12 protein-coding genes are annotated in these 15,002 nt (G+C 64.6%); 6 read left to right on the top strand and 6 right to left on the bottom strand.

Annotated features, from left to right (window positions below; genetic code table 11):
- Positions 1 to 34 precede the first annotated feature (34 nt).
- Positions 35 to 3,655, top strand: coding sequence for a cobaltochelatase subunit CobN (locus RWT78_RS21720; RefSeq protein WP_314678157.1), 3,621 nt, complete (start codon positions 35 to 37; stop codon positions 3,653 to 3,655).
- Between the two features lie 39 nt (positions 3,656 to 3,694).
- On the opposite strand, the gene RWT78_RS21715 is transcribed toward RWT78_RS21720, so the two are convergent.
- A complete protein-coding gene (locus RWT78_RS21715; protein WP_314678154.1) occupies positions 3,695 to 5,350 on the bottom strand; it encodes a GMC oxidoreductase in 1,656 nt (551 codons plus the stop codon).
- A gap of 203 nt (positions 5,351 to 5,553) precedes the next feature.
- Here RWT78_RS21715 and RWT78_RS21710 point away from each other — a divergent pair, with 203 nt between their 5' ends.
- Positions 5,554 to 5,934: a PPOX class F420-dependent oxidoreductase gene (locus tag RWT78_RS21710; RefSeq protein WP_054831958.1), complete on the top strand. Its 381-nt coding sequence runs from the start codon at positions 5,554 to 5,556 to the stop codon at positions 5,932 to 5,934.
- Between the two features lie 7 nt (positions 5,935 to 5,941).
- Here the strand turns inward: RWT78_RS21710 and RWT78_RS21705 are convergent, their stop codons facing one another.
- From RWT78_RS21705 to RWT78_RS21690, 4 genes are read right to left on the bottom strand one after another with little or no spacing between them, the layout of a single operon-like run.
- Positions 5,942 to 6,847, bottom strand: coding sequence for a TIGR01777 family oxidoreductase (locus RWT78_RS21705; protein ID WP_314678150.1), 906 nt, complete (start codon positions 6,845 to 6,847; stop codon positions 5,942 to 5,944).
- Positions 6,847 to 8,205, bottom strand: a complete 1,359-nt coding sequence (locus tag RWT78_RS21700) for a metallopeptidase TldD-related protein (RefSeq protein WP_058226726.1) — start codon at positions 8,203 to 8,205, stop codon at positions 6,847 to 6,849. The genes RWT78_RS21705 and RWT78_RS21700 overlap by 1 nt, the downstream gene beginning before the upstream one ends.
- On the bottom strand, positions 8,202 to 9,722 hold the full coding sequence (locus RWT78_RS21695) for a TldD/PmbA family protein (RefSeq protein ID WP_314678146.1): 1,521 nt from the start codon (positions 9,720 to 9,722) through the stop codon (positions 8,202 to 8,204). Before RWT78_RS21695 ends, RWT78_RS21700 begins: the two co-directional genes overlap by 4 nt.
- A gap of 30 nt (positions 9,723 to 9,752) precedes the next feature.
- Positions 9,753 to 10,520 (bottom strand): TSUP family transporter, encoded by a 768-nt coding sequence (locus RWT78_RS21690; protein ID WP_030536361.1) that lies wholly within the window; start codon positions 10,518 to 10,520, stop codon positions 9,753 to 9,755.
- Positions 10,521 to 10,558: 38 nt separating this feature from the next.
- Here RWT78_RS21690 and RWT78_RS21685 point away from each other — a divergent pair, with 38 nt between their 5' ends.
- Both RWT78_RS21685 and RWT78_RS21680 read left to right on the top strand, forming a co-directional pair.
- Positions 10,559 to 11,722 (top strand): sensor histidine kinase, encoded by a 1,164-nt coding sequence (locus tag RWT78_RS21685; protein ID WP_054188248.1) that lies wholly within the window; start codon positions 10,559 to 10,561, stop codon positions 11,720 to 11,722.
- Between the two features lie 57 nt (positions 11,723 to 11,779).
- Entirely contained in the window at positions 11,780 to 12,439 is a 660-nt protein-coding gene (locus RWT78_RS21680; protein ID WP_003945024.1) for a response regulator transcription factor, read from the top strand.
- 37 nt (positions 12,440 to 12,476) lie between these two features.
- Here RWT78_RS21680 and RWT78_RS21675 read toward each other — a convergent pair whose 3' ends face one another.
- A complete protein-coding gene (locus RWT78_RS21675) occupies positions 12,477 to 13,136 on the bottom strand; it encodes a hypothetical protein (RefSeq protein WP_003944837.1) in 660 nt (219 codons plus the stop codon).
- Between the two features lie 250 nt (positions 13,137 to 13,386).
- Between RWT78_RS21675 and RWT78_RS21670 the strand changes: the two genes are divergently transcribed.
- Both RWT78_RS21670 and RWT78_RS21665 read left to right on the top strand, forming a co-directional pair.
- Positions 13,387 to 13,947 (top strand): FxsA family protein, encoded by a 561-nt coding sequence (locus RWT78_RS21670; protein ID WP_064444606.1) that lies wholly within the window; start codon positions 13,387 to 13,389, stop codon positions 13,945 to 13,947.
- Between the two features lie 12 nt (positions 13,948 to 13,959).
- The coding region (locus RWT78_RS21665; RefSeq protein ID WP_314678131.1) for an amidohydrolase family protein at positions 13,960 to 15,002 on the top strand (1,043 nt) is incomplete at its 3' end.

Here is a 15,002-nt window from a genome sequence, read left to right as displayed (position 1 = left end):
CCACGGGGCGCGAAACCCCAGGAAGGCTTCACCCGTGATTCTTCTGCTCTCCACGTCCGACACCGATCTGCTGAGCGCCCGCGCCAGCCAGGAAGCCGGCGACGGAGTCTCCTATCGCTGGGCCAACCCCTCACGCTTGCTGGTCTCGGAGGACTTGCCGCCCTTGCTCGACGGCGTCGACCTCGTGATCGTTCGTATCCTCGGCAGCCGTCGCAGCTGGGAAGACGGGCTGGACATGGTCCTCGCCTCCGGACTCCCCGTAGTCGTTCTCGGCGGCGAGCACGCGCCGGATGCCGACCTCATGGAGTGCTCGACGGTTTCCGCCGGTGTTGCTGCCGAGGCGCACAACTACCTGGCCGAGGGTGGCGCACAGAATCTGGCACAGCTGCACCACTTCCTGTCCGACACCGTCCTGCTCACCGGCCACGGTTTCGAACCGCCGGCTCACCTGCCTTCCTGGGGCATCGCTGATTTCGCGCCCGATCTCGACTCGGCGAGCGGTCCGGTCATCGCAGTTCTGTACTACCGCGCCCAGCATTTGGCCGGCAACACCCGGTACATCCAGGCGTTGTGCGACGCGGTCGCCGAGGCCGGTGGCACCGCGCTCCCGATCTACTGTGCATCTCTGCGAACAGCTGAAGCCGAACTTCTGAGCACGCTCCGCCGCGCCGACGCCATGGTCGTGACAGTTCTCGCTGCCGGCGGCACCAAGCCCGCCACCGCGTCCGCCGGTGGGGACGACGAAGCCTGGGATGTCGCAGCACTCGCTGCACTCGACGTCCCGATCCTGCAGGGGCTGTGCCTGACCAGTAGCCGCGCCACCTGGGACGAGAACGACGACGGACTGTCGCCTCTCGACGTCGCGACGCAGGTGGCGGTGCCGGAGTTCGACGGTCGCATCATCACGGTCCCGTTCTCCTTCAAGGAAATCGACTCCGACGGGCTGTCCACCTACGTCCCCGACGTCGAGCGCGCCGCCCGTGTCGCCGGGATCGCGGTCCGTCACGGCAAGCTGCGCCACATTCCCACCACCGAGCGTCGCGTTGCTCTGATGCTCTCGGCGTACCCGACCAAGCACGCCCGCATCGGCAACGCGGTCGGTCTCGATACTCCGGCGAGCGCAATCGACCTGCTCACCGAAATGCGTTCTGCCGGTTACGATCTCGGTCCGGTCGACGGTCCGGACGCAGTTCCTGGCCTGGCGGCGAAGGACGGCGACGCGCTGATCCATGCCCTGATCGCGGCCGGCGGCCAGGATCCCGACTGGCTCACTGCCGAGCAGCTCGAGGGCAATCCGATCCGCATCTCGGCAGCGAAGTACCGCGAATGGTTCGCCACCCTGCCCGAGGAACTGCGCAGCGGTGTCGAAGAGCACTGGGGCGCAGCGCCCGGCGAGCTGTACGTCGACCGCTCGCAGGATCCCGACGGCGAAATCGTCATCGCGGCACTGCGATTCAACAACATCGTCCTCATGGTCCAGCCGCCGCGGGGATTCGGTGAAAAGCCCGTCGCGATCTACCACGACCCGGATCTGCCGCCGAGCCACCACTACCTCGCGGCCTACCGCTGGATCGCTGCAACACCGGACAACGGCGGATTCGGCGCCGACGCCGTTGTGCACCTCGGTAAGCACGGAAACCTCGAATGGTTGCCGGGCAAGACGCTCGGCATGTCCAGCAACTGCGGCACCGACGCGGCCCTGGGCGACCTGCCGCTGATCTACCCGTTCCTCGTCAACGACCCGGGTGAAGGAACACAGGCAAAGCGTCGCGCCCACGCGACTCTCGTCGATCACCTGATCCCGCCGATGGCCCGCGCCGAAAGCTACGGCGACATCTCCCGTCTCGAGCAACTGCTCGACGAGCACTCCAACATCTCCGCACTGGACCCGTCCAAGCTGCCGGCCAGTCGCCAGCAGATCTGGACGCTGATGCGGGCAGCCAAGATGGACCACGACCTCGGCCTCGCGGAGCGTCCCGAAGAAGACGTGTTCGACGACATGCTCCTGCACGTCGACGGTTGGCTGTGTGAGATCAAGGACGTCCAGATCCGCGACGGCCTGCACATTCTCGGCCGCGCACCCGAGGGCGACGCCGAAATCGAACTGGTCCTGGCCATGCTCCGTGCCCGTCAGATGTGGGGCGGCGAACAGAGCGTCCCTGGTCTGCGCGAAGCTCTCGGGCTCAGCGAAGACGGCGACGAGTCCCGCAACCGTGTCGACGACGTCGAGGAAAAGGCGCACGCTCTGGTTCGCGGCATGTACGACGCCGACTGGAACCCCGCTGCGGCAGAACAACTCAGCGACGACGAGACCGTCGTGAAGATCCTTCAGTTCGCGGCCACCGAAGTGGTTCCACGCCTCCGACAGACGAACAACGAGATCAAGCAGGTCCTGCACGCGCTCGACGGCGGCTTCATCGCCGCCGGCCCGAGTGGGTCACCGCTGCGCGGCCTGATCAACGTGCTTCCCACCGGTCGTAACTTCTACTCCGTCGATCCCAAGGCAGTTCCCTCACGACTGGCGTGGGAGACCGGTCAGGCGATGGCCGAGTCGCTCGCCGCTCGATATCTCGCCGATCACGGCGAGTACCCGCGCTCAGTGGGTCTGTCCGTGTGGGGTACCGCCGCCATGCGTACCTCCGGCGACGACATCGCCGAAGTGTTCGCGCTCCTCGGTGTTCGCCCCGTCTGGGACGAAGCAAGCCGACGCGTCGTCAACCTCGAAGTCATCGATCTCGACGAGCTCGGCCGTCCGCGCATCGACGTCACCGTCCGCATCTCCGGATTCTTCCGTGATGCGTTCCCGCACGTGCTCGCACTGCTCGACGACGCCGTTCAGCTGGTCGCGGCACTGGACGAGACGGACGAGCAGAACTACGTGCGCGCCCACGCGCAGGCCGACCTTGCCGAGCACGGCGATGCCAGGCGTGCGACCACCCGCATCTTCGGTTCGAAGCCCGGAACCTACGGCGCCGGCCTGCTGCAACTCATCGACTCCAAGACCTGGCGCGGTGACGACGACCTCGCCGAGGTGTACACCAACTGGGGCGGCTTCGCGTACGGCCGTGGGCTGGACGGAATCCCGGCAGCCGACGACATGCGCAGTGCATACCGTCGAATCAACGTGGCGGCCAAGAACACCGACACGCGTGAGCACGACATCGCCGATTCGGACGACTACTTCCAGTACCACGGCGGCATGGTTGCCACCGTGCGCGCGCTGACCGGAAAGTCGCCCGAGGCGTACATCGGCGACAGCACTCGGCCGGAATCGGTTCGCACACGCACACTTTCGGAAGAGACCGCACGTGTCTTCCGGGCGCGCGTGGTCAATCCCCGCTGGCTCGACGCGATGCGCCGTCACGGGTACAAGGGTGCCTTCGAGATGGCGGCCACGGTCGACTACCTCTTCGGGTACGACGCCACCACCAACGTGGTCGCGGACTGGATGTACGAAAAGCTCGCCGAGACCTACGTTCTGGACGAGCAGAACCAGAAGTTCATGACGCAGTCCAACCCGTGGGCCTTGCACGGAATCGCCGAGCGGCTCCTCGAAGCCGCCGAGCGCAACATGTGGGAGCACCCCGAGCAGAAGACACTCGACGGCTTGCGTCAGGTGTACCTCGAAACCGAAGGCGAGCTCGAGGGGGAGTAGACCTCGAGCATCACCGGCAGATCCGGGCGCTGAAGTGAGTCAGCGTCCGGACTTGATGATCTGAGCGATGTTCCGCTCCGCCAGAGCAGTGATGGTCAGTGACGGGTTGACGGTGCCGGTGCTGCCCGGAATAGCGGCGCCGTCCATCACGTACAGGCCGTCGTAGCCCTTGACTCGCCCGTAACCGTCGGTGGCCTTGCCCAGAACCGCACCGCCGAGGGGATGCGCGGTGAATGAGGAATTGACGTCCTTCGCGAACGGCAACGCCGACGGCAGCGTGGTGCCGGCGAAGGCCATCTTGTTCTGGACGGCGCGTAGTGCCTCGACGGTGGCGTCGTTGCCGTTCTTCGGCCAGTTCAGCACCACCCGATCGGAGCCGCCGTCGTAGGCGAAGTCGGCGCGCTGCGAGTCGAGGGTCATCCCCAATGTTCCGAGCATGCCGATGTTGACGGGTAGGCCGGGGACGTACCAATTTTCCAGGGAGAGTGGCATTCCCGACTCGTCGACGATGCGTGATGCCGACGGTGCGGCTTGCGCAGTGCCGTCACTGAAGCCGAACGAGCGCACCATCCCGGCGTCGCCGTTCGTTCCCCAGCCCTTACCGACGTGTTCGTTGAGGTTGGGCAGCGCGCCCGTCGCCTGGGCGCGTACCAACAGTTCGGACGTGCCGATCGAACCGGCGCCGAGGAACAGACGGTCACAGGTAAGAGTCTTCCGGGCCAGAACGCCACCCGTCGGATCCGTCGATTCGACGTCGACGACGTAGCGTCCATCACGTTCGCGACTGATCGCAAGCACCTGATGTCCGTAACAGACGGTGGCTCGTCCGGTGGCTTCGGCGGCAGGAATGTAGTTCTGTGTGAGGTCGAACTTCGCGCCGTTGGAGTTACCCATGTTGCTGTCACCGACAGTGGCCGAGGCTCGGGTTCGGCCGTCGAGTTCTGAGCGCACCACGTCCCAGTTCCAGATCCCGTCGATCCGCTGCGGATCGAATCCGGCACGACGAGCGTCCTGATCCCAACGACGCGAGTGTCCGAAGTTCGGGGTTTGGTAGATGTCTTCGGGTAACGGGCTCAGACGCAGCATCTGACGCACTTTGGGGTACCAGGTGGACGCCATCTCGTCGTAGTCGAGGGAGTTGCCGAAGACTGCGTCGAAGAATCGGCGCTCGGGCGCGATCATCACGCCGGTGAAGATGATGGAACCACCGCCGACTGCAGCGCCGCGCCATACCGAGATGTGTTCGTAGTCGGTGGCATCGAGGACGCCGCTGAAGTAGTCGCACGCCACGGGGAGTCCGGTGAGGTTGGTGAACGATGTTCGCCGGAAGACTCCGCGGCCGTCGGCCAGCATGTCGGAGGTGTGAATCTCCCGTTGCGGATCGTGGGGCCACCGAAGTCCGCGTTCGAGGATGGTGATCTGGGTGCCGCTCTGCGCCAGTCTGAGGGCGGTGGCGCTGGCGCCGAATCCGGACCCGATGACGATGGCTTCGGAATGCTCCGGGGGAGTAGGCGAGGGTACGAACAACTCGGGAACGAGCGCGCGGTAGTGATCAGCACCCATCGGTAGCGCCCGCAGGGGTGCGGGGGTGGCGTGGCTGATCGACGTCGACATGAGCGGCGCCGCGGCTGCAACTGCCGCCCCCACCCCGGCCGCGTTGAAAAAGTCACGACGCTGCATGTCACGGCACTGCATGTGCAAGTTCGACTCCCCGGTTCGACGGTTTGCCTCAGAATAACTCGAGATGGAGTTCGGGGACGAAACGGCGTGTCCGGCGTCAAGAAGAACCGGATAAAACGTGCATAAGTGGTACTTCCTGGGTGGTACTGATCGGTCGCCAGATAGTCGCGGAAGCCTGTCGGTGTTCAACGGGAGGCGCTCGCACCTATCCTCGAGGAGTGAACTCCGACTTCAAGCGCGTCTCCGAGGCCAAGTACGTCCTACTCACGACCTTCCGCAAGGATGGAACTCCGGTGGCGACTCCACTCTGGGCCGCGCCGGACGGCGACAAGCTCCTGATGTGGACCGTCACCGATTCCTACAAGGTCAAGCGCATCAGGCGAAACCCGTCGGTCACCGTCGCTGCGTGTGACGCTCGGGGAAATCCGAAGGGTGAACCGGTGGCCGCCGTCGCCGAGATCCTCGACGCGCCGGGCACCGATCATGCCCGCGACGCGATCGCGCGGCGCTACGGAATCCTTGGCTGGATCACCATGAAGGGCAGTCTCCTGCGCCGCGGCAAGACCGGAACGATCGGACTTGCCGTCACTGCAGCCTGACCGCGCGTCAGTTGCCGAGCAGATCGTCCAACGCTGAGTCGAAGCGCGGATAGGTGAATGTGAAGCCTTTGTCCGCCAACACTTTCGATACGGCTTGACGACCCGTCAGGCCCAGGGCAGCGTCGCTGCGAAGAAGGAACGCGCCGATTCTGACCATGAAAGCGGGCGTCGGCGGCGCAGGTGGCCGGTGAAGGTGCTTGCGCAGCCCGGCCATCAGTTCTGAGTTTCGGACGGGATCCGGAGCCGTCGCGATGACCACGCCCGAGGCAGCCGAATCGGGTTCGAGTGCCCAGCGCACGATCGACAGCCAGTCCTCGATGTGAATCCAACTGGTCCACTGCCTACCCGAGGCGACGCGTCCGCCCAGACCGAGACGCACGAGCAACAGCAGTCGCTCGAGCGCCGGTGTGCCCTTCTCCAACACGACACTGGTTCGCAGGATCACCACTCGTGACGCGTTTGCTCCCTCGACCGCTGCCTCCCAGTCCTTTGCGACGTCGGTCATCTGAGGTGGTCCGTCAGCGAGTGGGGAAGCCTCGTCGAGCCGGGTCTCTCCGGCGTCGCCGTAGATCGCGAGCGTGCTCGCCTGGATCCACACCGGAACAGGGTTCGCCAGTAGTTTCGACGCTTCGACCAGCGCGCGGGTCGGATCGACTCGGGAGTTGGTGAGTAGTGCGATGTTTGCCGGTGTGGGTCGGCGATCGACCAACTCGCCGGCCAGATTGATCACCGCGGCGCCGTCGAGTTCTCCCGCCCAGTCGCCCACCGTGACGCCGTCCCACTGAACCTGCCTGTGCCTGCCGGGTTTCGGTGAGCGAGTCAGGACCACGACGTCATATCCGCGGTCCGCGAGATCGTCGCTGATTCGGCGGCCGAGAGCACCGGTGCCGCCGGCGATCACGACCTTCGCCATCACTGCGCCTGGCTGACCGAGGACATGTGGAAGTCGGGAATGCGCATCGGCGGCATGGCCGTGCGGGTGAACCAATCTTTCCACTCCCGGGGAAGCGTGATCTCGGTGCGTCCAGCCTCGGTGACCCGCCGCAGGAGATCGAGCGGACTCTCGTTGAAACGGAAGTTGTTGACGGCGCCGACGATCTTGCCGTCCTCGATCAAATACACCCCGTCACGGGTGAGTCCGGTCAACAGCAGCGTCGTGGGATCGACCTCACGGATGTACCAGAGGGTTGTGAGCAGTAGACCCTTCTCGGTACCTGCGATCATGTCCTCGATCGAGGTGTCGTCACCACCGGTCAGGATGAGATTGTCGCCGGGAACTGCGACAGGTCGACCGAATTCTCGTGCAGCGTGGCGCGGGTACGCCAGCGCATTGACGACGCCGTCTCGGACCCAGTCGACGGGTTCGATCTCCATACCGTTGTCGAACAGTGAGACGGATTCACTCGACGACGTCGTGATCACGAACGGCGCGGATTGCAAGCCCTCGGCGCCGGGGTCGGAGGTGAGTGTCAGTGGCAATCCGAGCTTCTCGCCGATCCGGGTTCCACCGGTGGTGGACAGTGCGGTGTGGCCTTCTTCGGCGCCGCGACCCTCCATGGTCCACATCAGATAGATCATCAGGTCCGCCACAGCAGACGGCGGAAGAATTGTCTCGTAGCGGCCGGCAGGCAGACTGACGGAGTTACCCGCCCAGTCGAGTCGAGTGGTCAACTGCGACAAGAGCTTCGGTATCGAGATATCGCTGAAATCGACAGTTCCGGATCCGACCCAGGCACTTGCGTCGCCGCGCTTGCCGTTGATCTCCACGGAGCCGGTGGCCTGAGCCGTTCTACGTCGCACGCCCGTCGAAGTGCCGAGCCAGGTGGTGTGCAACTGGTGGTGAGCGAAGCCGAACAACTGGTCGCCGCCGTCGAAGGCCGTGGACAGGTCGGCAGCCAACGGCGCAAAGACACCGATGTCGGTCAGGGCGGCCGGCAGGTCCCAGTCGGTCTCTGCCGCCGACTGCGTGATCAGGTCGGACGCGTCGTCAGCCGGAGTGGCTGTGCGCGCAGCTTCTTCGCTTGCATGTACGAGCGCGGAAATCTGCTCCGGATCGACACTGCTGGAACTGACAGTGCCCACCTTCGCGATGTCACCCTCGCGCACGATCGAGATCACCGTCCACGTCCGGGACAGCGAAACTCCGTTGGTGGTCATCGAATTGTTGGCCCACCGCAGCGACGCCTCACTCGCATCGGTCACGATCACCAACGATTCGTCTACCGTCCTCGCGGCCAATGCACGCTCGACGACCTGCTGCGGATCGATCACTGCTGAGCCTCCGAACGAGTATTGAGGATGTTGACTCCGCGGAACAGAGCGGACGGGCAGCCGTGGCTGACCGCCGCAACCTGACCGGGTTGCGCCTTGCCGCAGTTGAACGCGCCCTGCAGGCGCCAGGTCGACTCACCGCCAACGGCTTCCATCGAGCCCCAGAAATCCGTCGTCGTCGCCTGATACGCCACGTCGCGCACCTGACCGTCGAGCTTTCCGTCACGGATCTTGAAGAACCGCTGACCGGTGAACTGAAAGTTGTAGCGCTGCATGTCGATCGACCAGGACTTGTCACCGACGACGTAGATGCCGTTCTCGACTCGCGAGATCAGGTCTGCAGTCGAGGTGTCCGTAGAAGGGTCGGGGGAGAGCGAGACGTTGGCCATTCGCTGGATGGGAACGTGATGTGCGGAGTCGGCGTACGAGCAACCGTTGGAACGCGTCAGCCCCAGCCTCGGCGCGAACACGCGGTCTAGTTGATACCCGACCAGTGTTCCCTCTGCCACTAGATCCCACCGTTGAGAGGCGACGCCGTCGTCGTCGAATCCGACGCTGGCCAGGCCGTGCTCTTCGTTACGATCGGCGGTCACGTGCATGAGTGGCGTTCCGTATTTCAGCGTTCCCAGCTTGTCCGGCGTCGCGAACGACGTACCGGCGTAGGCCGCTTCGTAGCCGATCGCCCGGTCGTATTCGGTGGCGTGTCCGATGGATTCGTGGATCGTGAGCCACAGATTGGTCGGATCGATCACGAGGTCGGTCGGACCTGCTTCGACGGTCGGTGCCTTGGTCTTCTCGGCCAGCCACTCCGGGATCTGCGCGAGCTCATCGCCCCAGTTCCATGTGCTCTCCGCCCCGAGGTACTCCCATCCGCGCCCTACCGGCGGCGCCAAGGTACGCATCGATTCAAAGCTGCCGGCCGACTTGTCGACGGCAGTGGCCTCGAACTCGGGGTGTAGACGCACCCGTTGCTGGGTGATCGACGAACCGGCCAGATCCGCGTAGAAGGTCTGCTCCTTGACCTGGAGGATACTCGCCGTTACGTGATCCACGCCGTCGGCGGCTTGAAGCCGTCCGGAGTAGTCGACCAGCAGGCCTACCTTCTCGGCCGTCGGTGTCGCGAAGGGATCTTCGAGGTACGGCGACACCCACGTCGCGTCGGCGTAGACGGGCTCGTCGGCGAGGGTGACCGGATCCCGATTGAGCGAGCGCAATGCCTTCGCGACCTCGACCGCTTGGCGTGCCAGCGCAGCAGCGACATCGGGGGACACCTCGGCGTGCGAGGCGAATCCCCACGTGCCGTCGACGATCACGCGGACGGCGACCCCGATCTCGTCTCCGTCGGACACAGCCTGAACTACGCCGTCGCGCAACCTGATCGACTGTGTGAGCACGCGGTGGACACGAACATCGGCGTGCTGGGCGCCGGCCGTTCTCGCTGCCGACAGCGCCGCATCAGCGACAGCTCGCAGCGGGAGGGCGAGGAAATCTGCATCGACATCTCGGGTGACGGTCACGCACACGACGCTAGCCGACGACCGCCGATCTCAGCCGAACTGCTGCCATCCGAGGCGAATCACCATGGCGATCACGACAACCAACAGCGTGATCCGCACGAACCCGGAACCCTTGCTCAGCGCCATCCGCGAACCGATGACCGCGCCGAGAACGTTGCACACCGCCATCGCCAAACCCAAACTCCACCAGACATGCCCGGTGACGGCGAAGTAGGCGAGCGCGCCGAAATTGGAACCGAGATTGATCACCTTCGCCATCGCTGCGCTCCGAACGAATTCGGTTCCGAGGAAGGTCGCGAAGCTGATGATGAGGAAGGTGCCGGTGCCGGGTCCGAGCAGACCGTCGTAGAGGCCGATGAGTCCGGCGGAGAGCAGCAGGACGAGGACGGTCTTGCGCTGCGTCGGACGATGAGTCGCGATCGTGGTGCCCAGCGTCGGACGCATGGTCACGAAGACGGCGACGGCGACGAGGACGACCATCACGATCGGAATGAAGTACTTCTTGTCGATCAGCGAAACGGCCGCCGCCCCGCACGCGGCCGTCACCGCAGCCAACGCGGCTGCCGGCGCCATCTGCCGCCACTCCATCGGGATTCGACGGGAGAACGTGTACACCGCAGCACTCGTCCCGGTGAATGCCGTCAATTTATTGGTGGCCAGTGCCGCCTGTGGGGTCAATTGCGGGGCGACCAGAAAGAGCGCCGGCAACAGAATCAATCCACCGCCGCCGACCACGGCGTCGACCCAACCCGCCGCCGTCGCTGCCGTCATCAGCAGTCCCCAATCAGCAATATCCACGGCGGTGACTCTTTCACAGCTGTGACACTCTTGAGCACATGCGGAGGTTCAGCCTGTGGCTGCGAGGAAAGCCGATGATCGCGGACAGCGCGCTGGCGCTCGTGTTCTTCGCGCTCGAGGTAGTCACGTTCGTCAGTTCGCCGCGTGAGGAGCGGTGGCCCCAGCTCGTCGTCGGATTTCTGATCTGCCTTCCCGTCGTGTGGCGTCGCAAATATCCGCGTGTGTCCGCTGCGTCCATATTGTCGATGTCGTACTTCGCGACCCTGATGATGTGGGCGACCGGGGATCCGGCTGCGGAACATCCAGGCCTGCTGGCGCTCGGAGTTTCGCTCTACACACTCGTCGCCTACGTCGATCGGCGTACCGGGGCGATATTCGCGTGCTTCCTTGCCCTGGACATGACTCTCTCGTTGCTCGTCATCCGCCAAGACGTGATCCTGACGATCATCATCGCGACGCTGCTCTATGCACTGGCCTGGATCACCGCCGAGTTCTTGAGCGCCCGCCGCGCCTACGACGAGGAAGTGGCCGCCAGACTCGAAGTGGCCGAATACGAACGGGATCGGCGTGCCGAGGATGCGGTGGCCACGGAAAGAACCCGAATCGCCCGCGAACTCCACGATGTCGTCGCCCACGCGGTCAGCGTGATGATCGTCCAGGCGGACGGCGCGTCGTATGCGGTCGATTCCAATCCCGCGTTGGCCAAGAAGGCGCTCGGCAACATCTCCAGCACCGGACGCGACGCCCTTGCCGAGCTTCGCCGGACCGTCTCGCTGCTGCGCACCGAGGTCAGTAGCGATTTGATGCCGCAACACGGAACGGCCGGCATCGCCAAGGTCGTCGAGATGATGCGTGCCGCTGGTCTCGGCGTGCGCCTCGAGCTGACCGGCGAGCTCGACGATGTCAGTCCATCGGTCAGCCTGGGCATTCATCGCCTCGTTCAGGAATCACTGACCAATGTCCTCCGCCACGCCGGCGCAAACCCGAAGGCCCGAGTCACCGTGCGCCGCACCGACACCGCGGTGCTGCTCGAGGTCGTCGACAACGGAACGTCGAGTTCGACCTTCTCCCACGGTTCGGGGAATGGACTGGTCGGAATGCGTGAGCGGGTGGCGGTACTGCACGGGACACTCGAGACCGGACGACGCCCCGACGGCAGTTGGCGTGTGTACGCAGAGCTGCCGCTCGAGATCCACGATTGATACCGGCTCGCCGCAATCGCATTGGCACCGACGTCTCAGGCCCGATAGGTTTACGCCGTGCCCATCACCGTGCTGCTAGTCGACGACCAGGAACTCATGCGGATGGGCCTGAACATGGTGCTCGAAGCACATGAAGACATCTCGGTTATCGGTGAGGCCGGTGACGGGGCCGCGGCGGTCGCAGCGGCGGTGGCGCTGAAGCCTGACGTCGTGTTGATGGATGTGCGGATGCCGATTGTCGACGGGGTGAAAGCGACCGAGCAGATTCTTGCGTCCGGGATCGAATCCCGAGTCCTGGTGATGACGACGTTCGACCTGGACGAACACGCGCTCGGCGCCCTGCGTGCCGGAGCCAGCGGCTTCCTTCTCAAGGACACCCCGCCCGAGGACCTCGTGTCGGCTATCCGCAGCGTGGCAGCCGGTGACGCGGTTGTCTCCCCGAAGGTGACACGTCGTCTGCTGTCGAGGTTCATCGTGGACGGTCCGGCGCCTCGACGCGATCCGGTAGTTCTCGACGTCCTGACCGAACGCGAACGCGAAGTCCTCGGACACGTGGCCACGGGGCTGTCGAACATCGAGATCGCACAGCAGCTGTACCTGTCCGAATCGACGATCAAGTCGCACGTCGGACGCATTCTCACCAAACTCGATCTGCGTGATCGTGTGCAGGCTGTGGTGCTGGCCTACGAGACCGGACTGGTGACTCCGGGCGCGTAGGCCAGCCGTCTGTCAGGCAGCGAGCGTTTCGCTCTGCTCAAGCATCAAAAGCGCCCACTGTTGGCAGCACGATGCAGGTCTTCCCGTCTGCGTAATCGACATTGCCGAACAGAGCGGCAAACACCTTGCCGTCACCGGTGTCGACGACCTTCGAGAGCAACGGCGTATCGAGTACGGGCAACTTCTCGTCCAACGGGACGATGCCGCCCTTGAACGTGCCGACGTTGATCCAGGCAACACTCAACCCTGAGGTCTTGGGTATGCCGACGTAACCCGGGATTGCCTGGAAACGGAGATGGTCGGCCTCGACCCACGGCGGCAACGGGAAGTTCGGACCGGCCTGTGCGGAGCTGAGGGTGACGGTGACGGGTTCACCGGCCACGCCACACCCGACCGTCGGTGCGGGGTACATGAACGACTGCGGCTTGGTGACGCCGATGTCCGGGAGATCGAGGGCGGTCGTGATCTGATCAGCGCCTGCCGTGCCGATCAACTGCTGAACAGCAGCAGAGGCTTCGGGGGAGATGGCTGCGGCCTGCGCGATCAGCGCGGCAATTCCTTCGGGTACTACCGGTTCTGCGGCCGCGGTTCCCGCGCTGATCATCGCGCTGCCGGCGGTGAGTGCCACGACTGCGGCAGTGCCGGCGATGGCAGCGGGAATGCGTCGGGCGAGTGTCTTGCCGGGGAGTCGGCTCATGTCGGGCTCCTTCATTTCATGAGGCCGGGAAATGCGGCCCGAAGTGACTTGACCATGCGCAGAGTCTCAACGTCAACTTGAGGTTTAGAATCGTTAGCGGAGCGTTAGTTAACGCCAGGCAAGTCGCACGTGCGTGAGAGAAGGCCCGTGTGACTCACGGCACCCACCTGTTTTGCACCTCTGCGTCGTTGTCGGGAGAAAAACCGGCCCCTCGAGCGTTGAACGAATAGACCGTCTGAAAGGGGACGTCATGATCGCCGCCGTATTTCTCCTCTACGTGATCGTCGAGATCGCAGCCTTGGTCATCGTGGGCAACGCCATCGGTGTCGCCTGGACAGTGCTGCTGTTTCTCGCCGGATCGCTTGTCGGATTGATCCTCATGCGCTCGCAGTGGCGAAGGGTCATGGACGGGTTCCGTAAGGCCACGCGGGGTGAGGGATCGCCGTCACTGGCGGTCGCCGACGGCGCCTTGGTCGCGGCGGGCTCCGCGTTGATGTTCGTACCCGGACTCGTGACTTCGGTTCTGGGCCTGCTGCTTCTGATTCCGCCGACCCGCTGGGCGCTGCGCCCGCTTGCAGTGCTCCTGGCAGGTAAGCGCGCAGCAGCATTTGCCGCCGGTGGTGACGCCTTCGCCGGAACCGTCGGCTACGCGGCGCGGATGCGCGGAAACGGCGAGGTGATCGACGGCGAGATCATCGTCGAGACACCCGAAACCACCGAGTACGTCGCCAGCAACGGCAAGGAACTCGTCCTCGAGGGTGAGATTCTGGACACGGATGCACCCACCCGTTCGCGGGGGCCGCAGTACTAACAGGCAGACTGGGTGCTCGTGACTACTCGTCTGCTGGTCAACGGCCGGATCTACAGTTCATTTGCACCTGACGCGACCTCGATCGCCATCACCGACGGCACCGTCGTGTGGGTCGGCGACGAGCGCGCCGGACGGGCGTTGCACCCCGCCGCGGAGATCGAAGATCTGGGTGGTGCGTTTGTCACTCCCGGGTTCGTCGACACCCACGTCCACATCACCGCACTGGGACTCAATCTCGTCGGCCTCGATCTCGTGGGCGCGAACTCTCTGGACGAATGTCTCGCGCGAGTACGAACATTCGCAGCCGCGAACCCCGAAACTGCCCATCCCGACGCAGTCATCTGGGGACACGGTTGGGACGACACCGAGTGGGCCGAGCAGACCCCGCCGTCGACCGCAGATCTCGATGCGGCCGCCCCTGGCCGCAAGGTGTATCTCTCGCGGATCGACGTTCACTCGGCCGCGTGCTCGAGCGCATTGCGCGACGGGATCTCCGGCCTCACCGACACCGCTGGATACTCAGCCGAAGGCCCGTTGACGTTCGACGCACACCACCTGGCGCGCAATGCCGCTCGGAATCTGCTGACGGAAACTCAGCGCGCTTCTGCTCGTACCGCTGCGCTCGATCTCTGCGCCTCACGCGGAATCGTGGCCGTTCACGAGTGCGGGGGACCGGACATCTCGGGATTGACCGATTTCCAGGAACTGTTGGCCCACGATCACGGCGTGGAGGTTCGGGGCTACTGGGGTGAGCGTGTCGACAGCGAAGAGGATGCTCGCGCGCTCCTCGACAAAACCGGAGCAGACGGACTCGGCGGGGATCTCTTCATCGACGGCTCGCTCGGTTCGCATACCGCGTGGTTGCTCGAACCCTATGCAGACCAACCTGATTCGACGGGCAATGCCTACCTCGACGTCGACGCGATCGCGGCACACATCCGGGCCTGCACCCTCGCGGGTGTCCAGGCCGGCTTCCATGCCATCGGTGACGGTGCCGTCTCGTCGGCAGCGGCCGCGTTCCGCAAGGTCGCCGACGAACTGGGTGGCCCCAAGGT

This window comes from uncultured Rhodococcus sp. (assembly GCF_963525155.1).
Taxonomy (GTDB): Bacteria; Actinomycetota; Actinomycetes; order Mycobacteriales; family Mycobacteriaceae; genus Rhodococcus_F; species Rhodococcus_F qingshengii.
This window is presented reverse-complemented; position numbering and strand designations above follow the sequence as displayed.